15 protein-coding genes, 1 tRNA gene and 2 rRNA genes (1 of these 18 running past the window's edge) are annotated in these 20,776 nt (G+C 62.9%); 7 read left to right on the top strand and 11 right to left on the bottom strand.

Annotation, left to right across the window (positions count from 1 at the left end; translation table 11 throughout):
- The 3 genes from EJ068_RS09575 to EJ068_RS09565 form a co-directional block, all read left to right on the top strand.
- Positions 1-2,701: ribosomal RNA gene (locus EJ068_RS09575) — 23S ribosomal RNA — on the top strand; it begins 123 nt to the left of the window's first position.
- A gap of 287 nt (positions 2,702-2,988) precedes the next feature.
- Positions 2,989-3,103 (top strand): 5S ribosomal RNA (rrf, locus tag EJ068_RS09570).
- A 230-nt stretch (positions 3,104-3,333) separates the two neighbouring features.
- Positions 3,334-3,410: transfer RNA gene (locus EJ068_RS09565), tRNA-Met, on the top strand.
- 226 nt (positions 3,411-3,636) lie between these two features.
- Here EJ068_RS09565 and EJ068_RS09560 read toward each other — a convergent pair.
- Positions 3,637-4,992, bottom strand: a complete 1,356-nt coding sequence (locus EJ068_RS09560; protein ID WP_127250393.1) for a glutamine synthetase family protein — start codon at positions 4,990-4,992, stop codon at positions 3,637-3,639.
- 419 nt (positions 4,993-5,411) lie between these two features.
- On the opposite strand from EJ068_RS09560, the gene EJ068_RS09555 reads away from it, so the two are divergent.
- On the top strand, positions 5,412-6,254 hold the full coding sequence (locus tag EJ068_RS09555) for a DUF4238 domain-containing protein (protein ID WP_127250394.1): 843 nt from the start codon (positions 5,412-5,414) through the stop codon (positions 6,252-6,254).
- Positions 6,255-6,443: 189 nt separating this feature from the next.
- Here the strand turns inward: EJ068_RS09555 and EJ068_RS09550 are convergent, their stop codons facing one another.
- Both EJ068_RS09550 and EJ068_RS09545 read right to left on the bottom strand, forming a co-directional pair.
- Positions 6,444-7,142, bottom strand: a complete 699-nt coding sequence (locus EJ068_RS09550; protein ID WP_126081104.1) for a GntR family transcriptional regulator — start codon at positions 7,140-7,142, stop codon at positions 6,444-6,446.
- A gap of 151 nt (positions 7,143-7,293) precedes the next feature.
- Positions 7,294-8,076, bottom strand: coding sequence for an SDR family oxidoreductase (locus EJ068_RS09545; RefSeq protein ID WP_127250395.1), 783 nt, complete (start codon positions 8,074-8,076; stop codon positions 7,294-7,296).
- A 231-nt stretch (positions 8,077-8,307) separates the two neighbouring features.
- Here EJ068_RS09545 and uxuA point away from each other — a divergent pair, with 231 nt between their 5' ends.
- The gene (gene uxuA, locus EJ068_RS09540) at positions 8,308-9,492 is read left to right on the top strand and encodes a mannonate dehydratase (protein ID WP_127250396.1); all 1,185 of its coding nucleotides are present in this window, start codon (positions 8,308-8,310) and stop codon (positions 9,490-9,492) included.
- Between the two features lie 69 nt (positions 9,493-9,561).
- On the opposite strand, the gene atzF is transcribed toward uxuA, so the two are convergent.
- The 8 genes from atzF to EJ068_RS09500 form a co-directional block, all read right to left on the bottom strand.
- A complete protein-coding gene (gene atzF / locus EJ068_RS09535) occupies positions 9,562-11,394 on the bottom strand; it encodes an allophanate hydrolase (protein ID WP_127250397.1) in 1,833 nt (610 codons plus the stop codon).
- Positions 11,391-11,741 carry a cupin domain-containing protein gene (locus EJ068_RS09530; RefSeq protein WP_127250398.1) on the bottom strand — a complete coding sequence of 117 codons (351 nt, stop codon included), beginning with the start codon at positions 11,739-11,741 and terminating at the stop codon, positions 11,391-11,393. Before EJ068_RS09530 ends, atzF begins: the two co-directional genes overlap by 4 nt.
- On the bottom strand, positions 11,734-12,402 hold the full coding sequence (locus EJ068_RS09525; RefSeq protein ID WP_127250399.1) for an isochorismatase family cysteine hydrolase: 669 nt from the start codon (positions 12,400-12,402) through the stop codon (positions 11,734-11,736). Before EJ068_RS09525 ends, EJ068_RS09530 begins: the two co-directional genes overlap by 8 nt.
- Positions 12,402-13,931 (bottom strand): ABC transporter ATP-binding protein, encoded by a 1,530-nt coding sequence (locus tag EJ068_RS09520; RefSeq protein WP_127250400.1) that lies wholly within the window; start codon positions 13,929-13,931, stop codon positions 12,402-12,404. The genes EJ068_RS09525 and EJ068_RS09520 overlap by 1 nt, the downstream gene beginning before the upstream one ends.
- A gap of 10 nt (positions 13,932-13,941) precedes the next feature.
- A complete protein-coding gene (locus tag EJ068_RS09515) occupies positions 13,942-14,643 on the bottom strand; it encodes an isochorismatase family cysteine hydrolase (protein WP_127250401.1) in 702 nt (233 codons plus the stop codon).
- Positions 14,644-14,683: 40 nt separating this feature from the next.
- On the bottom strand, positions 14,684-15,610 hold the full coding sequence (locus EJ068_RS09510; protein WP_127250402.1) for an ABC transporter permease: 927 nt from the start codon (positions 15,608-15,610) through the stop codon (positions 14,684-14,686).
- A complete protein-coding gene (locus EJ068_RS09505; RefSeq protein ID WP_127250403.1) occupies positions 15,610-16,752 on the bottom strand; it encodes an ABC transporter permease in 1,143 nt (380 codons plus the stop codon). Before EJ068_RS09505 ends, EJ068_RS09510 begins: the two co-directional genes overlap by 1 nt.
- 102 nt (positions 16,753-16,854) lie before the next feature.
- Positions 16,855-17,982: a BMP family ABC transporter substrate-binding protein gene (locus tag EJ068_RS09500; RefSeq protein WP_127250404.1), complete on the bottom strand. Its 1,128-nt coding sequence runs from the start codon at positions 17,980-17,982 to the stop codon at positions 16,855-16,857.
- A 337-nt stretch (positions 17,983-18,319) separates the two neighbouring features.
- On the opposite strand from EJ068_RS09500, the gene EJ068_RS09495 reads away from it, so the two are divergent.
- Both EJ068_RS09495 and EJ068_RS09490 read left to right on the top strand, forming a co-directional pair.
- On the top strand, positions 18,320-18,973 hold the full coding sequence (locus EJ068_RS09495; protein ID WP_245463451.1) for a GntR family transcriptional regulator: 654 nt from the start codon (positions 18,320-18,322) through the stop codon (positions 18,971-18,973).
- 431 nt (positions 18,974-19,404) lie between these two features.
- Positions 19,405-20,775, top strand: coding sequence for a glutamine synthetase family protein (locus EJ068_RS09490; protein WP_127250405.1), 1,371 nt, complete (start codon positions 19,405-19,407; stop codon positions 20,773-20,775).
- The last annotated feature ends 1 nt before the right edge of the window (position 20,776 follow it).

Genomic DNA, 20,776 nt, shown 5'->3' with positions numbered 1-20,776 from the left:
GAAACCCACCTAAGGTACTTGGAAAATCAGAGCGGCAGGTTGCGACGATCTCTTTGAGGTCGCGCTGTTTGCCGCTGTGGTTTCCAAGTATCGCTAATAGGTAACTTATCCTGAATCCATAGGGATAAAGTGGCGAACGCGGGGAACTGAAACATCTAAGTACCCGTAGGAAAGGACATCAACCGAGACTCCGGAAGTAGTGGCGAGCGAACCCGGACCAGGCCAGTGGCGATTGAGAGACAAGCGGAACCTTCTGGAAAGTAGGGCCATAGCGGGTGACAGCCCCGTACGCGTAATGCGATCAATCGTCCTCGAGTAAGGCGGGACACGTGAAATCCTGTCTGAAATTGGGAGGACCACCTTCCAAGCCTAAGTACTCGTGCATGACCGATAGCGAACTAGTACCGTGAGGGAAAGGTGAAAAGCACCCCGACAAGGGGAGTGAAAGAGTACCTGAAACCGATTGCCTACAAACAGTGGGAGCCCGCAAGGGTGACCACGTACCTTTTGTATAATGGGTCAGCGACTTAGTGTGACGAGCAAGCTTAAACCGGTAGGTGTAGGCGCAGCGAAAGCGAGTCTGAACAGGGCGTTCAGTTCGTCGCATTAGACCCGAAACCGAGTGATCTAGCCATGAGCAGGCTGAAGGTAAGGTAACACTTACTGGAGGGCCGAACCCATAACTGTTGCAATAGTTCGGGATGACTTGTGGCTAGGGGTGAAAGGCCAATCAAACTCGGAAATAGCTGGTTCTCCGCGAAATCTATTTAGGTAGAGCGTCGACCGAATACCCCAGGGGGTAGAGCACTGGATGGGCTAGGGGTCCTCACCGGATTACCAAACCTAACCAAACTCCGAATACCTGGGAGTACTAGTCGGCAGACACACGGCGGGTGCTAACGTCCGTCGTGAAAAGGGAAACAACCCTGACCTACAGCTAAGGTCCCCAAGTTATGGCTAAGTGGGAAAGGATGTGAGGATCCCAAAACAACCAGGATGTTGGCTTAGAAGCAGCCATCATTTAAAGAAAGCGTAACAGCTCACTGGTCTAAATAAGGGTCTTTGCGCCGAAAATGTAACGGGGCTAAAGCCATACACCGAAGCTTAGGGTTCGTGAGCAATCACGAGCGGTAGCGGAGCGTTCTGTAAGCTGATGAAGCCGTACCCGTGAGGGGCGGTGGAGGTATCAGAAGTGCGAATGCTGACATGAGTAACGTAAGGGGAGTGAGAGACTCCCCCGCCGAAAGACCAAGGGTTCCTGCTTAAAGTTAATCTGAGCAGGGTTAGCCGGCCCCTAAGACGAGGCGGAAACGCGTAGTCGATGGGAACCACGTTAATATTCGTGGGCCTGGAGGTAGTGACGGATCACACAAGTTGTCCAATCTTATCGGATTGAACGGGCAGCGGAGTGGTTCCAGGAAATAGCTCCTCCTTATAGACCGTACCCGAAACCGACACTGGTGGTCAGGTAGAGTATACCAAGGCGCTTGAGAGAACTATGCTGAAGGAACTCGGCAAATTGCACGCGTAACTTCGGAAGAAGCGTGACCCTTTTCTGCGCAAGCAGGGGAGGGTGGCACAGACCAGGGGGTAGCGACTGTTTATCAAAAACACAGGGCTCTGCGAAGCCGCAAGGCGACGTATAGGGTCTGACGCCTGCCCGGTGCTGGAAGGTTAAGAGGAGGGGTGCAAGCTCTGAATCGAAGCCCCAGTAAACGGCGGCCGTAACTATAACGGTCCTAAGGTAGCGAAATTCCTTGTCGGGTAAGTTCCGACCTGCACGAATGGCGTAACGACTTCCCCGCTGTCTCCAGCATAGACTCAGTGAAATTGAATTCCCCGTGAAGATGCGGGGTTCCTGCGGTTAGACGGAAAGACCCCGTGCACCTTTACTATAGCTTTACATTGGCATTCGTAGTGGCATGTGTAGGATAGGTGGTAGGCTTTGAAGCCTGGGCGCCAGCTCAGGTGGAGCCACCCTTGAAATACCACCCTTATTACTATGGATGTCTAACCGCGGCCCGTTATCCGGGTCCGGGACAATGTATGGTGGGTAGTTTGACTGGGGCGGTCGCCTCCTAAAGAGTAACGGAGGCGCGCGATGGTGGGCTCAGAACGGTCGGAAATCGTTCGCTGAGTGCAATGGCATAAGCCTGCCTGACTGCGAGACTGACAAGTCGAGCAGAGACGAAAGTCGGTCATAGTGATCCGGTGGTCCCGCGTGGAAGGGCCATCGCTCAACGGATAAAAGGTACGCCGGGGATAACAGGCTGATGACCCCCAAGAGTCCATATCGACGGGGTTGTTTGGCACCTCGATGTCGACTCATCGCATCCTGGGGCTGGAGCAGGTCCCAAGGGTATGGCTGTTCGCCATTTAAAGCGGTACGTGAGTTGGGTTCAGAACGTCGTGAGACAGTTCGGTCCCTATCTGCCGTGGGTGTAGGAATATTGAAAGGATCTGTCCCTAGTACGAGAGGACCGGGATGGACGGATCTCTGGTGGACCTGTTGTGGCGCCAGCCGCATCGCAGGGTAGCTATATCCGGACGGGATAACCGCTGAAGGCATCTAAGCGGGAAACCCACCTTGAAACGAGTATTCCCTGAGAACCGTGGAAGACGACCACGTTGATAGGCCGGGTGTGGAAGAGCGGCAACGCTTGAAGCTTACCGGTACTAATAGTTCGATAGGCTTGATCGTTCTCATTACTTATATCCATCAAGGCGCAATCCGAAGGATTGTCGCCATTCTCACTCACGCTTGTTCCGCCCTTCGGGCGGCGCTACGTGGGTGCGGCGCATCGGCGCCGACGGTCGGTCGACCTTGCGAAGCTTCGCTTCGAAAGGCGCCGGGCTGAAATGAACATCCAGGGCACAACAAAGACCAGCGAATAGCTTGGAAAGCAGCAAATAGGGTCCCCTATTGGCTACTCACTATCGGCTATTCGCTCAAAAAAAGCTTCTCGATTTGAACATGCGTTTTGCCGACCTGGTGGTTATGGCGGAGCGGCTGCACCCGATCCCATTCCGAACTCGGCCGTGAAACGCTCCAGCGCTGATGGTACTTCGTCTCAAGACGCGGGAGAGTAGGTCGCTGCCAGGTCTGCCAAGCGCATGTTCACCCTCACATCCGGATCAAAAACCCGGATCGAGCTAAATCTTCTCTCTACGATAAAGGCCCGCCAACGGGACCACGGGCCGCGAAAGCGGCCCTTTCATTTGGTGAGCCATCTACCTATCTGTAGGCCAGCCTATTCCCAGGCTTGCGCTTACGTCCAACAACGCAAGCAAACGCTTGCTCGTAGTCGCAAGCAAACGCTTGCTCGTAGGTGACGCGGGGTGGAGCAGCCCGGTAGCTCGTCAGGCTCATAACCTGAAGGTCACAGGTTCAAATCCTGTCCCCGCAACCAAACAAACGCCCGCGAAAGCGGGCGTTTTGCTTTTTGGTGCCCGTCGCCGGATTGGAGCAGAAGGCAAATCCTGTTCCGCAGTCACTGATACGAGCACCCCGCGAGCCCAACTCGGAGATTTCCCTTTTATCGCCCTTCCAGCCGTTCGCTGCTTGATCCAACCGAGGATCTTGCAGTTCCCATAGAGTACCGGCCGCTCTCCTGCCCGCACTTCAGCTTGCCGGCGTCAAACGCTCTCGAGATAGGTCTCGATCTCGAAGTCGCTGACATTCAGCGCGAACGTGTTCAGTTCCTGGCGCTTGCAGGCGACAAAGGCGTCGCGCAGCACGTCCGGGAAGATCTCGGCGACACGCGGGCCAGCCTCGAAGGCGGCGATCGCCGAAGCCCAGTCCGGCGGCAGCTTAGCGAGCGTCAGCCCCTGGCCTTCGCCGCCGGTCGGCTCGCCGGGCGAGAGCTGGCGCTCGATGCCGATCAACGCCGCGCCGAGGATCGCCGCCAGCACCAGATAGGGATTGGCATCGGCGCCGGAGACGCGATGCTCGATGCGGCGCGCAGCCGAAGGTCCGCCTGGAATGCGGATCGCCACCATGCGGTTCTCGTAGCCCCAGGCGACGGCGGTCGGCGCGTAGGATCTCGGCCGCAGCCGGCGGTAGGAATTGAAATGCGGCGCGAATACCAGCGTGCTTTGCGCCATCGCGTCAAGCAGGCCACCGACCGCGTGGCGCATTGTTTCGGAGCCCTGGTCGGAACCGTCGTCGAAGATGTTGCGGCCCTGCCTGTCGAGCACGCTGAAATGGACATGGAAACCGTTGCCGGCGCGCTCGCCATAGGGCTTGGCCATGAAGCAGGCGGCGAAGCCATGCTTGCGGGCGATGCCCTTCACGGTACGCTTGAAAAGCACCGCATCGTCGGCTGCGCGCAAGGCGTCGGGCACATGGTTCAAATTGATCTCGAACTGGCCGACGCCGTTCTCGGCAATCGCAGTGTCGACCGGAATGTCCTGCATGCGGCAGGCTTCGTAGATATCGTGGATGAAGGCTTCGAAATCGTCGACCTCGTCGATCGAGAGCGCGGCGTCGGAATCGAGGCGCCTGCCGGTGACCGGCGAGACGGGGCCGACTGGCCGCTGCGAGGTCGGATCGACAAGATAGAATTCGAGCTCGGTCGCGGTGACGGGCGTCAGGCCGAGCGCGGCGTAGCGGTCGAGGATGCGGGCCAGCGCGCGGCGCGGATCGCCGAGATAGGGCGCGCCGCCGTCATCCGCCAGCCAGAGCGGCAGAAGCGCGGTCGGATGGGCCGTCCAGTTGACCGGCAGTATGCCGCGTCCGGTCCAGTGGCAAAGCCCGTCGGCGTCGCCGGTCGAGAAGACCTGGGCGTTGCCTTCGATGTCCTCGCCCCAGATGTCGAGGCCGATGGCCGAATAGGGCATGCGCAGCTTGCCTTTGAGCGCCTTGCGCGCCTGCTCGACCGGAATGCGCTTGCCGCGCATGATGCCGTTCAGGTCGCACACCGCCGCCCGCAGGCTCTGGATGTCCTTCCTGCTTTCAAGCCAGTTCAAAACGTCCGTGATTGCGTCGCTCAATTTCCAGCCCCTTTTTAGGTGCTGTAGCCCTTGCAGGCTACGATATCCAATTTTCAGCTTGTGAGTTTACGAAGGCCGCATCGGCTGGCGCCGAAAGGCTTTTCTTCATCTTTTCAAGTCACTAGCTGGGATATCGGGCGGCATTTTCCGGTTCATTTTCGCGATCTGCGATCGCAGCATAGCGATATGGTCAGCGAAAGCCAAGCCGGATTCGGCGTGTCGTCATCTTAGCTACCCGCGATTGATCGCGCAGTTACGCTGATAAAGCGTCCTCATGCTATCGAGCAAATGGGCTCAATATTCCACTGCCCCCGGGTCCCCGTGAGCACCTGGGTCTAGTCTTGATCGCTGGTTAATAGAGCGCTCATGGTATACTCGGTCTGAAATAATGGTTCTGCCTCGCGTGATTTTCGTTCACAATGAGTAATCCAAAAGGTCAACACTTTATTCCGCGCTTGCATCTCCAGCACTTTGCTGGGGTGCAGCCGAAAGGTCACGTCTGGACATATACGAAGGCCGACGGCAAGAAATTTTCCCGCATGCCCGAAGAGACGGCCAAGCAAACTCATTTCTATTCCGTTGAAGCGCCGGATGGCAGTTATGACCTTCGCATCGAAGAAATGCTGGCTCGGATCGAAAGCACGTGCGCTCCAATCTACATGCGGCTGATCAACGGCAAGATTCCGGAGCACCAGGACAAGATGGACATGGCGCAGTTCCTAGCCGTGATGGTGGTGCGTACACCTGGTTCCAGGAAAGACGCGGCCGAGATGGTTGGCCGCATGATTCAGATTCGGAACTATGCGACTGGTGTACACGACCGGGCCTTCAATTCGCTGGTGCATCGGATCGAGCAGGGCGAAGGCAGGCAGCTTACCGAAGAGAGCAGAACTTCCCTTCGGAGGAGCCTGATTGACCCTAGCGGCTACCGGCTCGAACTGGGGAAGGAGTGGGCGTTGCAGCACCTCACTGCTGCCGACAAGCTGACACCCGTACTTTTCCAGATGCGTTGGCGGACCATTGGGGCCGCTCAGGGTTTCTTTATCACCAGCGACGACCCGGTTGTTCGTTGGGTAGAACCTAAGACTTGGCACCCGATTTACGGCGACCACGGCTATCTGAACAAGACAGCCGTTGTGACCTTTCCACTCACACCGAAGGTCATGCTGGCAATGAGCTGGGAGGACGAAGGCGCCAATGCCTTCGCGGGTAGGCGAGGCGTAGATAGGCTGAATAGACTGCGTGCATTGCAGGCGGATTAGTACCTTTATGCTCATCTCGATCACGAGGTCATCAGGCGTATGGCAGTCGCGACCAAAGGCTCGCGTCCACGTATGACGACTGAGGGCTTCGGACCTAAGAAGTTTGCTGCGACGACTTTACGGCGAGGTCGAGCAAATCGGCCGAGTTGAGGAAGTGCCGAGAATCATCGAACAACCCGCCTGCTTACTCTAGTGGCGCATCTCCGGAAACTTCACCTGCCCGAGGATATGCGTGGCGCCCTCCTCGATGTCACGCACGATCGCCCGACGCGCCCGCTCGCCGTCGCCGGCCTCGATCGCCGCCACGACCTCCTCATGGTAGTCGATACCCAGAATGCCGGCGAGATCATCCTCGAAACCGATATGCAGGTTTCGCAGGAAAGGCCCAACCTGCATCCACACCGTCTCGATGAGGAAGATCATCTGTTCGTTGCCGCAATGGCGATAGACCCCGAATTTGAAGTCGTGGTTCTTGCGCAGATAGTTTTCGATGCCGCCATTGCGGGCGGCCTCGGTGAGTTCGGCGCAGTGGCGCCGGATCGCGCGCAGATTGTTGCCGTTGATGCGTTTCGTCGCGAGCTCGGTCGCGGTGCCCTCGAGGATGGTGCGCACCGCGGTCAATTGCGAGAAGCGATCGGCGGAGATCAGAGGCACCTCGACGCTGCCGTTCGGCATCGGGCTCAGCGCCCGCAGCGCTTGCAGTCGGGTGAAAGCGCTGCGCACCGGCATGTCGCTGGTGCCGAGTTCCTTGGCAAGCTTGCGCGAGGTCAGCTTCTGGCCAGGCTGCAACTGTCCGGACATAAGGGCCCGAACGAGCTCCAGATAGACTTTCTCATGCAGGGGAACGGTATCGACAGCGGTCAGTCCGATTCGCGATTTGTCGGCCATTGGCTCTGCGTTACTCGTCGTCCTGAAAGCTGCTTCGTCGCTGCCGCGGGGACAGGTTCCGATGGCATTGGGACGCACGATAGACGGTTAACGCGCGCTGCCGCAAGGGAGCGCGCGCCCGTCGCCCAACCGCGTCATTGCGACTGCGACGTTATCGAACCCCGATGCCCGCCAAAAGGCCGCCATCTATCCTGTAGTCGGCCCCGGTGCAGAAGCTTGCCTTGGACGAGCATAGGAACGCGATCAGGTCCGCCACTTCCTCCGGCTCGCCGATGCGGCCGAGCGGATGCGCTTCGCCGAAGCGTTTGAAGGCCGCCTCGACATCCGCATTGCGATCTTCGGCGCGGGCGGCGCGTTCGAGGATCGGGGTACGCACGGACCCCGGGCTGACGGAGTTCACGCGGATGCCTTTTCGGGCATAGTCGAGCGCCAGCGAGCGCGTCAGCGTGTGGATCGCGCCCTTGGTGGTGGCGTAGGCTGCGACATTCTCCTGGCAGGCGGTGCCCTGCACCGAGGCGACGTTTACGATGGCGCCGCCGCCGCGCTTGATCATCTCCGGTATGCCGAAACGGGCGGTGAGGTAGATCGATCCGACATTGACCGACATCGCCCGGTTCCAGGTCTCGAAATCCGTCGTCGTGGCCGTGCCGTAGGGATGCACGGCGGCCGAATTGACGATGACGTCCAGCCCGCCGAATTTCTCGACGCCGGAAGCGATCGCCCTCTCGACCTGGTCGGGCACGGCAACGTCCGTGGCGAGCACGAGGGCGGCGGCGCCCGCGCGGTTGAGCTCGGCCTGCAGCATCGCGTTGGCGGCTTGGTCGATGCCCAGCGCGATGATCGCGGCGCCGCCCTCGGCAAGACGGCGCGCGGTTGCCTCGGCGATCCCGGTCGTTCCCGTCACCAGGGCAACCTTGCCGTCGAAATCGTTCATGGACAAAACTCCTGCAATGATGAACGAAAGCGCCTGTCGGTGGTTCGTCGGAAGGCGCCGCGATCCCCTGATTTGACGGCCATTGTCATCCGACAATATGGTCGATCGCAACCACGCTGAAGCGCTCGCGCCGAAATGGGTTCGGTCCGATGCGGCTTTACGTCTTTGTTTTGATGCATGGCGGCCGTTCAGATACGACACGGATGAAAACGCATGCTTTGGGAGGCAGTCATGGAACAATGCTGGCGCTGGTACGGCCCGAACGACCCGGTCACACTCGACCACATCAAGCAGGCCGGGGCGACTGGTATCGTCACGGCGCTGCACGACATCTATGACGGCAACGCCTGGCCGCTCGACGCCATTCTCGAACGCAAGCGCATCATCGAGGCGGCGGGGCTGACATGGTCGGTGGTGGAGAGCATTCCGGTCCACAATTCGATCAAGACGGGGACGCCCGAGCGGGAGCGCTACGCCGGCTGGTACAGGGATACGATCCGGGCGCTGGCGAAGGCCGGCATTTCGACGATCTGCTACAACTTCATGCCGGTGGTGGACTGGACGCGCACCGACCTCATGTACCGGTTGCCGACCACCGGCTACGCGTTGCGCTTCGATGCGCTCGACTTCGCCGCCTACGACGTCTTCGTGCTGAAGCGGCCGAATGCCGAGGCGAGCTACGGTCCGGAGCGCCTTAAGGAGGCGGAAGCACGACTGAAGACTCTGAGCAACGACGACATCGAGAAAATAGAGCGCAATCTGATCGCCGGCCTGCCGGCCACCGAGCGCACCTACAATCGCGAGACGATGCGTCAGGCGCTTGCCGATTACGCCGCGATCGGCCCGGCCGAACTGCGCGCCAACCTCGCCTGGTTCCTGAAGGAGATCATTCCGGTCGCCGAGGAAGTCGGCGCGCGCATGTGCATCCATCCCGACGATCCGCCCTTCTCGCTCTACGGTTTGCCGCGCGTGGTTTCCACGGCGGACGACGCGCGCTTCATCGTGGGAACGGTCGACAGCCCGTCGAACGGACTGACCTTCTGCACCGGCTCCTACGGCGTGCGCGCCGACAACGACCTGGTCGCGATGATCGAGGAGTTCGGACCGAAGATCCATTTCGCGCATCTGCGCAACGTGACGCGCGAGGCGGATGGCTCGTTCTACGAGGCCGAGCATCTGGAAGGCTCGACCGACATGGCCGAAGTCATCCTGGCGCTGATGAAGGAGGAGGCGCGCCGGCGCAAGGAAGGCCGGTCCGACTGGCGCATCCCGATGCGGCCGGACCATGGCCATCTGCTCGCCGACGATATCGGCAAGACGAAGATCAATCCCGGCTATTCGCTGATCGGCAGGCTGAAAGGCCTTGCCGAGCTGCGCGGCATCATGCGCGCCGTGGAGCGGTTCGAGCTGGCCTGAGAGGCGGACGCCGAAGCGCTTGGCATGGCGGCCTGACCCGACGAGGTCGCCGCTGAACCGGGCCGCCGCTCAGTTGGAGGGAACGCTCTCCAATCTGCGTTGAGTCTCGTTCGTCCTGGCGACGTAGCTGCGCCAGCCGCCATAGGCCGAGATGTCCGTCGCCGCCAACAGGCCGACGCTCTCCGCCAGGAAACCCTTGGCCGAGGTGCCGTCGTCGAGCTCGATGGTGCCGATGCCGAGCGGCGGCGGGATGGCGGCGACGAAACGGCCGAAGGCATCGGCGCAAAGGCGCCAGACCTCGATCTCGATGGCGGTGCCGCCGTGGCCGACCCGGACAAGCCCGGGCTTGGGCGGGGTCTGGCCGGCGAGCTCATAGAGCTTGTAGGACGGCGTCGTCCGCGCCGACCTGCTGAAGCTTGCGCCGGCCTCCTTCAATTGGCCGTTGAGCGGCATTCCCGAAAGATGGGCGCCGACCACCACCAGTTCGATCGTGCCATCATCGGCCGGCGCGCCGACAGGCTGCGCGCTCGACTGCGGCCATCCGGTCGCGCCGAGAGCGAGGCCGCTCGCGGCATGGAGATCGCGTGCCACCGCTGCGACGAGGCCGTCGCGTCCTGCGGCGGCAAGCAGGGTCACGCTCATCGGCAGGCCGTCGTCGCGCGTGCCGGTCGGCACGGCGATGCCGCACATGTCGAGCAGATTGACGAAATTGGTGTAGGTGCCCAGCCGGCTGTTGGTGACGATCGGATCGGCGAGCACGGCATCGACGCTGTAGTGGGTCGGCGCCGTCGGCATGCAGAAAAGGTCGACGGAGGCGATGACGGGGGCCAGGCGGGCCTTGTAGGCCTGCAAGGCGTAGAGGCCGCGGAAAGCATCGGCGGCCGACAGGTTCCTGGCGCCACCGATGATCTTGCGCGTCACCGGATGGAGGGCTGCTTCATTCGCTTCGAAGAAATCGCGGATCGCCGCATAGCGCTCCGCCACCCAGGCGCCTTCGTAGAGCAGGTCGGCGGTGGCGTAGAAGTCGCCGAACGGGATTTCGACAAGCCGGGCGCCGAGCGTTTCCAGGGATGCGAGAGCTGCCTCGAAGCCTGCCTGCATCGATGCGTCGCCGAAGAACTTCAGATCGGCCTTTGCCGGGATGCCGATGGTCAGCACCGGCGGTCGGGCGGCGAGGGGCTGGACGGCGATGGCGCGCGAATAGGGATCGGCGGCGTCATGCGCGGCAGCGACCGAGAACACCGCATAGGCGTCATCGACCGTCAGCGCGAAGACCGAGACGCAGTCGAGGGTCCGGCAGGCCGGAACAACGCCCGTCGTCGACAGCGCTCCGACCGTCGGCTTCAGCCCGACAATGTTGTTAAGGCCGGCCGGAATGCGGCCAGAGCCGGCGGTGTCGGTGCCGAGCGCGAAGGAGACGATGCCGCGCGCCGTCGCAACCGCCGAGCCGGAGGAGGAGCCGCCGGGCACGAGTTTCGGATCGATCGCGTTCCTTGGGATCGGCCAGGGTGTGCGCACGCCGACAAGGCCGGTGGCGAACTGGTCGAGATTGGTCTTGCCGACGACAAACGCGCCGGCGGCCCTGAGCCTCGCCACGACCGTCGCGTCTTTGTCCGGCGTGTAGGCATATTCCGCGCAAGCCGCCGTGGTCGGCATGCCGGCGACATCGATGTTGTCCTTGACGGCGAAGGGGATGCCCCAGAGCGGCTTCGCCACGGGGTCAAACGAGCCGAGCGCCTCGGCCTCGGCCAGCAACTCCGCTTTCGTCGCTAGGTGGATGAAGATGCCGGGGTCGCCGGCCGCATCGATGCGGGCAAGGACCGTATCGATCACCTCGGCGATGCCAAGCCCGCTTTGGTAGGCCGCGCGCAGGCTGCCGATGTCGAAGCGGATGTCGTTCATTTCGTCTCCCCCAGGATGATCACCGGCAGGTCCCACTGGATCAGCACCACGCAGCCGTCCTTCGTCCACACAGAATGCTCCGTGCCGACCGGATTGAGGATCACGCTGCCCGCTGGATAGTCGCCGTTCTCGTCGCTCTGGGTGCCTTCCAGCACGACGATGGTTTCCAGCCCGGCATGACGGTGGCGCGGCACGCCGGCGCCCGGCTGATATTTGAGCAGCGCGACCGACGGTTCGACCGGGCCGCCCTTGAGCAGCCAATGCACGGTGACGCCGTCGCGGAAAGGCTCGAACGCCAGATCGCGCCAGCCGCCGTCAAGGAGGCCGGCAAAGGCAAGATTAGGCATTCGCAATTCCCTCGAGGACCTGATCGGTGGTCGCCGTCCAGCCGACGATGGCGCCCTGCGCCCGGATCATCGCGAGCGCGGCCGCCTTGAATTCGGGAAAGTAGCTTTCCGTCGCATCCTCGGCGACCAGGCATTCGTAGCCGCGGTCGTTGGCCTCGCGCATCGTCGTCTGCACGCAGACCTCGGTCGTCACGCCGGCGAACACCAGTTGCCGCGCGCCGAGCCGTTTCAGGTCGTCGCCGAGGCCGGTCGCGTAGAAGGCGCCCTTGCCGGGCTTCTCGATGACAATCTCGCAGGGCAGGGGCGCGAGCTCGTCGAGGATCGCGGTGCCCGGCTCGCCGGCGATCAGGACGCGGCCCATCGGGCCGACATCGCCGATCCGGATCGAGGGATTGCCGCGGTCGCGCTTGGCGGGAGGCAGGTCTGAAAGGTCGGGCTTGTGGCACTCCATGGTATGGATCACCGGCAGGCCCGCGGCGCGAAAGCCTTCGATCAGCCGCTTCACCGTCGGCACGATCGCCGTGACCCGGCTGACGTCGTTGCCGAGACTCGCTCCGAACCCGCCCGGCTCGGCAAAGTCGCGCTGCATGTCGATGACGATGAGCGCCGTCGTCTCGGGCCTGAAGGCAAAGGCGAAGGGCTGCGCTGCGATTTCCGCCATCAGTGATGCCCCGCCATGTGCTCGCCGATGGTCTGCACGCTCGCCTGCGCAATCGGCGTCTCATAGACCAGCGCGCCGTCGGACATGACGAGGATGCGGTCCGAGAGTTCCAGTAGCTCGTCCAGGTCTTCCGACATCAACAGCACCGCGGCACCTGCGTTGCGCGCCTTCATGATACGGGCGCGGATCTCGGCGACGGCGGAGAAATCGAGGCCGAAGCACGGGTTGGAGACGATCAAAAGGTCGACCTCGCCGGTGAGCTCGCGGGCGAGCACGGCGCGCTGCACATTGCCGCCCGACAGCGAAGCGATCGGCGAAGACAGCGATGCGGTCTTTACCTTGAACTGCTCGACCAGCCGGGCGCTGAAGGATTTGATGGCACCGGCGCTGATCCAGCTCACCGGCTTGCCGTTGCCGTCCACGTCGAAGGTGCGGAAAGCGATGTTCTCGGCCACTGTCATCCTCGGTGCACAAGCATTCTTCAGCGGCTCCTCCGGGATGAGGCGGACATTGAACGTGCGCGCTTCGGCGCGCGTCGCCGCGTAGGCGGCGCCGCGCACCATCACCTCGCCGCCATTGCGCGGGCGCTGCCCGGCCAGCACTTCCAGGAACTCCTTCTGGCCGTTGCCCGAAATGCCGGCGATGCCGACGATCTCACCGGAGCGCACGCCGAGATCGGCGATGTCGATCGACTTGAGCCCGGTGCGGTCCGGCGCCTTCAGCGCCTTCACTTTGAGCACGATCTCGGCGTCCTGCTTCTGCGCCGCGCGGCTGTCGAGCGCGGCGATCGGCTGGTCGCCGATCATCATCGCGGCCATGGCCTTGTGGGTGAGATCGGAGACCTTGCCGGTTCCGGTGAGCCTGCCCTTGCGCAGCACGGTGATGTCGTCGGCGAATGCGGTGACCTCGTGGAATTTGTGCGAGATCATCAGCACGGTGAGATCGCCGGCCTTGGTCATGCCGCGCACCAGGCCAAGCACTTCCTGCGCCTCGCCCGGAGTGAGCACGGACGTCGGCTCGTCCAGCACCAGGAAATTGCGGCCGAGATAAAGCTGCTTGATGATCTCCAGCTTCTGCTTCTCGCCGGCGGCTAGCTCGGCCACCTTGACGTCGAGCGGCAGCTTGAAGGGCATGCGCTCCATGAATTGGGCAAGCGCCGTGCGCTCCTTGCGCCAGTCGATGACGCCCGGCACTTTTTCGCGCGAGATGACCAGGTTCTCGGCGCCCGTCAGCGATGGCACCAGCGTGAAATGCTGGTAGACCATGCCGAGGCCGAGCGCCGAGGCATCCCTGGGGCTGGCGATCGCGACTTGGCGTCCATCGACCAGCATGTCGCCCGATGTCGGGTGGTAGAAACCCATCATGCATTTGACCAGCGTCGACTTGCCGGCGCCGTTCTCGCCGAGCAGCGCGTGGAAGGAGCCTTCCGGCACCTTGATGGAGACATCGTCCAGCGCGGTGAAGGCGCCGAAGCGCATCGTCATGCCGATGGTCTCGACGCCGGTCGCCTTTCCTTGCGTTCCGCTCATCGCCGGCTCCTCACGGCAGCTGCGCGACGAGCGCGGCCGAATTCGACACCGCGCCGAACACGCCGCCCTGCATCTTGATCATCTTGATCGCCGCCAAATGGTTGCCGTAGTCGGTCGCCCCGCAGCAATCCTCCAGCATCACGCATTCGAAGCCGCGGTCGTTGGCCTCGCGCATGGTGGTGTGCACGCAGACATCGGTGGTGATGCCGGTGAGCACGATGTTCTCGATGCCGCGCTGGTTGAGGATCAGCTCGAGGTCGGTGGCGCAGAAGGAGCCCTTGCCGGGCTTGTCGATGATCGGCTCGCCCTCGGTCGGATAGAGGTCGGGGATGATGTCCCAGCCCGGCTCGCCGCGTACCAGGATACGCCCGCACGGACCCGGATCGCCGATGCCGGCATTGATGCGGCGCGAGCGCCAGCGCTTGTTGGCCGGCAGGTCTGCGAGGTCAGGGCGGTGGCCCTCGCGCGTGTGGATGATGGTGTAGCCCTTGGCCCGCATGGCGGAGAGCACCGATTTGATCGGCTCGATCGGCGCGCGGACCAGCGACAGGTCGTAGCCCATATGGTCGACATAGCCGCCAGGCCCGCAGAAGTCGGTCTGCATGTCGATGATGATCAGCGCCGTGTTGTCGGGCCTGAGATCGCCATTGTAGGGCCAGGGATAGGGATCGGCGTCGATGTAGCGCTGGGTGATCTCGGCTCTGGCGTTCATGGCGAAAACTCCGGTCTCGCGAGCGGTGCGTGGTGCGCGGTCATTTGGTGATCGACAGTTCGCCGGGCGCGCCGGCGAGCGTGCGGCTCGGCGACGAGGTGGCGATCATGATGATGAGGGTGAGGATGTAGGGCGCGGCGTAGAAAAGGTAGTAGCCCTGCGTGACGCCCACCGACTGCAGCGCCGGGCCGAGCGCGCCGGCGCCGCCGAACAGGAGCGCTGCGGCAAAGCAGCCAAGCGGATTCCAGCGCGCGAAGATGACCAGCGCCACCGCCATCAGTCCTTGGCCCGACGAGATGCGCTCGGTCCAGCTGCCGGGATAGTAGAGCGACAGGTAGGCGCCGCCGATGCCGGCCAGCGCGCCGCCGACGCCTGTGGCGAGCAGCCGCACCGTGTTGGGATTGAGGCCCATGGCGCGCGCCGCGTCGGCGCTGTCGCCGACCACGCGCACGATCAGGCCGACGCGCGTGTTGCGGAAGGCCCACCAGAGGAAGACGGCAAGTGCGGCACCGATCAGGAACAGCACGTTGACGTTGAGCGCCGCCTGCACCTGCGGGATGTCGGACCAGTTGCCGAACCGGATCGCCGGCAGGTCGGGCGCCGAAGGCTGGATGAACGGCTTGCCGAAGAAGAAGGCGAGCCCGGTGCCGAACAGCATCAGGGCGATGCCGATGGCGATGTCGTTGACCTTCGGGAATTTGCAGATCCAGCCGTGGAAGAGGCCGAAGCAGAGGCCGGCGAGCGCCGCGGCCAGAAGGCCGAGCCATGGCGAGCCGGTCATTACCGCGATCGCGTAGGCGCTCATGGCGCCGAACACCAGCGTGCCTTCGAGGCCGAGATTGATGCGGCCGGAACGCTCGGTGATGGCCTCGCCGAGCGAGACGAAGATGAAGGGGGTGGAGACGCGGATAGCCCCGCCCAGCATGGCGAGCGGCACGCCCCACAGTCCGATGTCGGTCGTTTCCATCAGACATTTCCCTTCAAAAAATGGGGCCTCTGCCAGAGGTCCGGGTTGAAGAGCTTGAAGCGGCCGTAGAAGGTCTCGCTGAAAAGGATGACGATGAACAGCATGCCCTGCAGCACCAGGACAGTTGCGTCGGGCAGGTCCATGCGGCGCTGGATCAGTCCGCCGGACGCGTCGATGCCGCCAAGCAGGATGGCGACAGGGATGATGGCAAGCGGGTTGTGGCGGGCGAGGAAGGCGACGAGGATGCCGGTATAGCCGTAGCCGGCGGCAAGCGAGCCGTTGGCGCTGCCCTGCACCGCCGCGACCTCCAGCATGCCGGCGAGGCCGGCGAAACCGCCCGCCAGCGCGGTGAAGCCGACGATCAGCGGTCCGACGGCAAGGCCCTGGACCTGCGCGGCCCTGACATTGCCGCCGGCGATGCGGGCGGCAAAACCCCAGCGGGTCTTCTCGATCAGCAGCCAGGAGAGCACGCAGGCGAGGATGCCGACCACGAGACCCCAATGCACCTCCATGCCCGGTATGTTGCCGATGCGGTAGATGTCGGCCAGCGGCTGGGTCGAGGGTTTATTCAGCGAGGCCGGGTCGCGCAGCGGCCCTTCCACCAGATGGTTCATCAGCGCGATGGCTATATAGGCCATCAGCAGGCTGGAGATGGTCTCGTTGACGGCTCGGTAATGGCGGAGCGCGCCGACGACACCTATCCAGATGCCGCCGGCGGCTGCGCCCCCCACGCCCATGAGGAGGATTACGAGGAAGGACGGCGCGCCGTTCAGCGCGACGCCGATGGCGGCCGCGGCGACGCCGCCCAGCACGATCGCGCCTTCGCCGCCGATCACGACCAGACCAAGGCGCGCCGGCAGCGCCACGCACAGCGCCGCAAGCAGGAGCGGCGCGCCGCGCGACAGCGAGTTCTGGATCGAGAACCAGGAGCCGAAGCCGCCCCGCCACATCGTCTCATAAAGCTGCACCGGCGACTTGCCGACAGCCAGGATGAACAGGCTGAACAGCACCATGCCGACGACCAGCGCCGCGAGCGGAATGACGAAGGCCTCCGCCCGCCTCGCGGTCCATTCGAGCGCCGCCCGGTATCCTCCGGCGTCGAGGATGGTCCGCACGTCCGGGCTGCTCACAGTGTCCGCCATATCCCGTCTCCCTCGGCCTGCTTGAAGCGTGCCTCAAGCTCTTGCTCGGATGCATGTCGTCATCCCAAAACCGCCGCGCAGTTTTGGGCGACACGCAATGCCTCAGGCCGTCGAGCCGACGATGCCCTCGACGAGATAGTCCATGCTTTCGAGCTCGATGGCGGTCTCGACGAAGGCCTGGCCTTCGGTCGCGACGACGGCGCCCTTGTTGCTCTTCAACGGTCCCTTGATGACGGAGAAGCCGCCCTTCATCATTTCGGCCAGCGTGGCGTCGAACTGCTTGCGTGCCGCTTCGCCGACGGCGGGGCCGAGCGGGCTCATCTTGACGAAGCCGTCGGCCAGTCCGCCACGCGTGAAATTGGGCAGCGGCTTGCCGGCGATCAGGTCGTCGACGAACATCTTGTAGACCTTGGCCCAGTTCCATTCCGCGCCGGTCAGGTATTTTTCCGGCGCCAGCGGGCTCTGGTTGGCGTGGTAGCCGCAGATGAAAGCGCCGCGACCGGCGGCTGTCTCGACCACCACCTTGGGGCTGTCGACATGGCAGGTGACGACGTCGGCGCCCTGATCGATCAGCGCATTGGTGGCCTCGGCCTCCTTCACCGCCAGCGACCACTCGCCGGTGAAGATCACCTGGCAAGTGATCGCCGGATCGACTGAGCGGGCGCCGAGCAGGAAGGAGTTGATGTTGAGCAGGACCTGCGGGATCGGCTTGGCGGCGACGAAGCCGAGCTTCTTCGACTTGCTGGTGTGGCCGGCGACGACGCCGTTCAGATACTGGCCCATGCCGATATAGCCGAAATAGGAGCCGGCGTTCATCGGGTGCTTGTCCTTGTTCCACATGCCGCCGCAATGGCGGAACTGCACGTCGGGGAACTTGGCGCACATGGCCAGCATATGCGGATCGAAATAGCCGAAGGAGGTCGGGAAGATCAGCGAGGCGCCGTCGAGATTGATCATCGATTCCATCGTCTTCTGGACGTCGACCGTCTCGGGGACGTTCTCTTCCTCGACAATGGAGATGCCTTCGACCCCCTTCAGCGACGCCGCGCCTTCGGCATGCGCCTGGTTGTAGCCATAGTCGTCCTTCGGACCGACATAGATGAAGCCGACGGTGGCGGCGGCGGCGCGCGCCGCGCGGATCGGAAAGGCCGCCGAGGCCAGACCGAGCGCCGCCCCGGCGGCGGAGGTCTTGAGCAGATTGCGGCGGCTAAGCATGAATTTTCCGGTCATATCGAATGCTCCCCTTTCTTGGACCCTGATGGGGTCGGTTAACACCTCGTCAAGAAAGTGCATGCAATCGCTGTGCCAGTTCCTTTTTTTGATTTTCCGTAATAAAATCAATAAATGAATTTAGAGGGCATGCATAAACTAAAGGCAAGTGCATGCACTTTTTGCCTGATAAATGATCAATTTGACATTGAGGTCAAAATCTAGGCATACAGGGATGCGGCCTTGAGTCGAAACAGCCCGTGGACCGTCCACCTCGCGGGCCGTCGACAATAAACTGGGCGGAGGAGACGTGTCGGGAAAGCGTGGCTTGGTCAGGTCGGGCACGACCGTGGATCAGATGGTGCGGGCGATCGCGGACCGCATCGTCACCGGCTATCTGCGTCCCGGCGAAAAGCTCGACGAGGGCTCGCTCGCCGCCCGCTTCGACGTTTCGCGCACGCCGGTCCGGGAGGCGCTCAGCCAGTTGAGCGCCATTGGGCTGGTCGAGAGGCGGCCCAACCGAGGCGCCATCGTCGCCGTGGTCACGCAGGAGCATCTGGCCTCGATGTTCGAGAGCATGGCCGAGCTGGAGGCGATCTGCGCGCGCTTCTCCGCCGAGCGCATGACCGGCGCCGAGCGCCGCTCGCTGGAGATGGAGCATCAGGCGTCGGCGCGCATGGTGCAGCTCGGCGCCGAGGAGGACTACGAGTATTTCAACACCGAGTTCCACAGCAGGCTTTATCGCGGCGCCCACAACACGCATATCCACGAGCTGACGGTGGCGACCCGCAGCCGGCTGGCGCCGTTCCGGCGCGCGCAATTCATGCTGCCGGGCCGGCTGGCCAAGTCCTGGCAGGAGCATGATGTGATCGTCACCGCGATCATGCGCGGTGACGCGGCGGCCGCGGGCAAGGCGGCCCGGGATCATGTCTCGATCGTCAGCGAGGCGAGCGCGGTGTTCGCGACCGTCGATCCAATGGAGTCGAGGCTCAGCCGATCCGCGCGTCGATGATCTCGACCAGACAGGCGCTGGTGGTTGACGGCGGCGAGAGCATCGGCTGATCTGGTCCAGCAAAGCGGACTTGCGCCGGCGGCGATGATCGGTCAAATCATAAGCTCACTTTGACAGGATCAGTCATGCAAGCTGCAAAACAGCAATACCGCGCCAGGCATTTTGTCGCCTGCGGTATTTCTTTTGCGCGCGCCGGATATCACTGATCATGCGCTGCTGCCGCCACGAGAACCTGCAGCGCGCGGAGGAGACCAAGGTCGGCTCGCATGTCGTTCGCGACGGCTGGACCGAAGGGGTGCAAGGGACGCTGCACCCGGCCTTTCGGCCGGCCATCAGGCGGGCGTCCGTCCTCGGATAAGCAGCTTAGATAACGCCCTACCGGGAACGGACATGCCCGCCGAAGCGATTTCTCCTTCGTACGGACATGACCAATGCCTGACAATCTGAACACCTCATTCCCCGGCGCGGACACGCAAAGCTGGCTGAAGACGCACGCGATCAACGAAGTCGAATGCTTCGTGCCCGACGTCAACGGCGTGTTGCGCGGCAAGACCTTGCCGGTAGCCAAGTTCCTCAAGTCGCTCGACGACCGAGCGCTGTATTTACCGAGCAGCGCCTTCCTGGTGGCGATCGACGGCCGCTATTCCGGCTCCATCGATGAGGCCTTTGCCTATTCCGACCCGGACATGCGCATGGTGCCCGACGTTTCGAGCCTGTGCCTTGCGCCAGGCAGCGCCGGCCGAGCCTATGTTTTTGCCGATACGTTCCACATGGACGACCGGCCGTGGATGGCCTCGCCGCGCCATGTGCTGAAAGCCGTGCTCGGGCTTTATGAGCAGCGCGGCTGGCGCGCGGTGGTGGCGCCGGAGCTCGAATTCTACCTCACGGCGCCGAATCCCGACCCGGATCGTCCCATCACTGCGCCGGTCGGGCGCAACGGCCGGCCGGAAAACGTGCAGCATCCCTACGACATGCAGGCGATGGAGGAGTTCGAAGCGGTGACGCGGCGGCTCTATGAACATGCCGCCGTCGTGGGCTTGCCGGTGGAGACGCTGATCCATGAATCCGGCACGGCGCAGCTCGAGATCAATCTGCTGCATGGCGATCCGCTGACGCTCGCCGACCAGGTGCTTCTGTTCAAGCGCCTGGCGCGGCAGATCGCGCAGGCGAACGGCATGCACGCGACCTTCATGGCCAAGCCGATCGCCGCGCAGGCCGGCAGCGCCATGCATCTGCACATGTCGATCGTCGACCGGAAGGGCGAGCCCCTGTTTGCCGGCGAAGACGGCGAGGACAGCGCGATGTTCTCGCATTTCATCGGTGGGCTGCAGAAATACATCCCCGAAATCATGCCGCTGTTCGCGCCGCATGCGAATTCGTACCGCCGCATCCGCCCCGGCCACAGCGCTCCGGCCAACATCGAGTGGGCGCATGACAACCGCTCCTGCGGCCTGCGCGTGCCGCTGGGCGGGCGCGCCGCGCGCCGCATCGAGAACCGTCTGCCTGGTGCCGACGCCAATCCCTATCTAGCGATGGCCGGCTCGCTGATCGCCGGCTATCTCGGCATCGAGGAGAAGCTTGCGCGCTCGGATGAGGCCTTCGGCAATGCCTATAAAAACAAGAGCACGCTGCCGAAGACGATGGAGGAAGCGCTCGATCGTTTCGCCGCCTGCGAGCCCGTGCGGGCGCTGCTCGGCGAGGATTTCTTCCAGACCTATCTGCGCGTGAAGAGCGTCGAGCTAGACCTGTTCCAGAGCGTCGTGACGTCCTGGGAACGCGACCACCTGCTGCTCAAGGTGTGAC

Source organism: Mesorhizobium sp. M2A.F.Ca.ET.043.02.1.1, assembly GCF_003952405.1.
Lineage (GTDB): Bacteria > Pseudomonadota > Alphaproteobacteria > Rhizobiales > Rhizobiaceae > Mesorhizobium.
This window is presented reverse-complemented; position numbering and strand designations above follow the sequence as displayed.

What these genes read in the sequence shown, in the direction of transcription:
- EJ068_RS09555 (WP_127250394.1), top strand. Translation starts at nt 5,412, where the DNA reads ATGAGTAATCCAAAAGGTCAACACTTTATTCCGCGCTTGCATCTCCAG.
- EJ068_RS09550 (WP_126081104.1), bottom strand. Translation starts at nt 7,142, where the DNA reads ATGGCCGACAAATCGCGAATCGGACTGACCGCTGTCGATACCGTTCCC.
- EJ068_RS09545 (WP_127250395.1), bottom strand. Translation starts at nt 8,076, where the DNA reads ATGAACGATTTCGACGGCAAGGTTGCCCTGGTGACGGGAACGACCGGG.
- uxuA (WP_127250396.1), top strand. Translation starts at nt 8,308, where the DNA reads ATGGAACAATGCTGGCGCTGGTACGGCCCGAACGACCCGGTCACACTC.
- atzF (WP_127250397.1), bottom strand. Translation starts at nt 11,394, where the DNA reads ATGAACGACATCCGCTTCGACATCGGCAGCCTGCGCGCGGCCTACCAA.
- EJ068_RS09530 (WP_127250398.1), bottom strand. Translation starts at nt 11,741, where the DNA reads ATGCCTAATCTTGCCTTTGCCGGCCTCCTTGACGGCGGCTGGCGCGAT.
- EJ068_RS09525 (WP_127250399.1), bottom strand. Translation starts at nt 12,402, where the DNA reads ATGGCGGAAATCGCAGCGCAGCCCTTCGCCTTTGCCTTCAGGCCCGAG.
- EJ068_RS09520 (WP_127250400.1), bottom strand. Translation starts at nt 13,931, where the DNA reads ATGAGCGGAACGCAAGGAAAGGCGACCGGCGTCGAGACCATCGGCATG.
- EJ068_RS09515 (WP_127250401.1), bottom strand. Translation starts at nt 14,643, where the DNA reads ATGAACGCCAGAGCCGAGATCACCCAGCGCTACATCGACGCCGATCCC.
- EJ068_RS09510 (WP_127250402.1), bottom strand. Translation starts at nt 15,610, where the DNA reads ATGGAAACGACCGACATCGGACTGTGGGGCGTGCCGCTCGCCATGCTG.
- EJ068_RS09505 (WP_127250403.1), bottom strand. Translation starts at nt 16,752, where the DNA reads ATGGCGGACACTGTGAGCAGCCCGGACGTGCGGACCATCCTCGACGCC.
- EJ068_RS09500 (WP_127250404.1), bottom strand. Translation starts at nt 17,982, where the DNA reads ATGACCGGAAAATTCATGCTTAGCCGCCGCAATCTGCTCAAGACCTCC.
- EJ068_RS09495 (WP_245463451.1), top strand. Translation starts at nt 18,320, where the DNA reads ATGGTGCGGGCGATCGCGGACCGCATCGTCACCGGCTATCTGCGTCCC.
- EJ068_RS09490 (WP_127250405.1), top strand. Translation starts at nt 19,405, where the DNA reads ATGCCTGACAATCTGAACACCTCATTCCCCGGCGCGGACACGCAAAGC.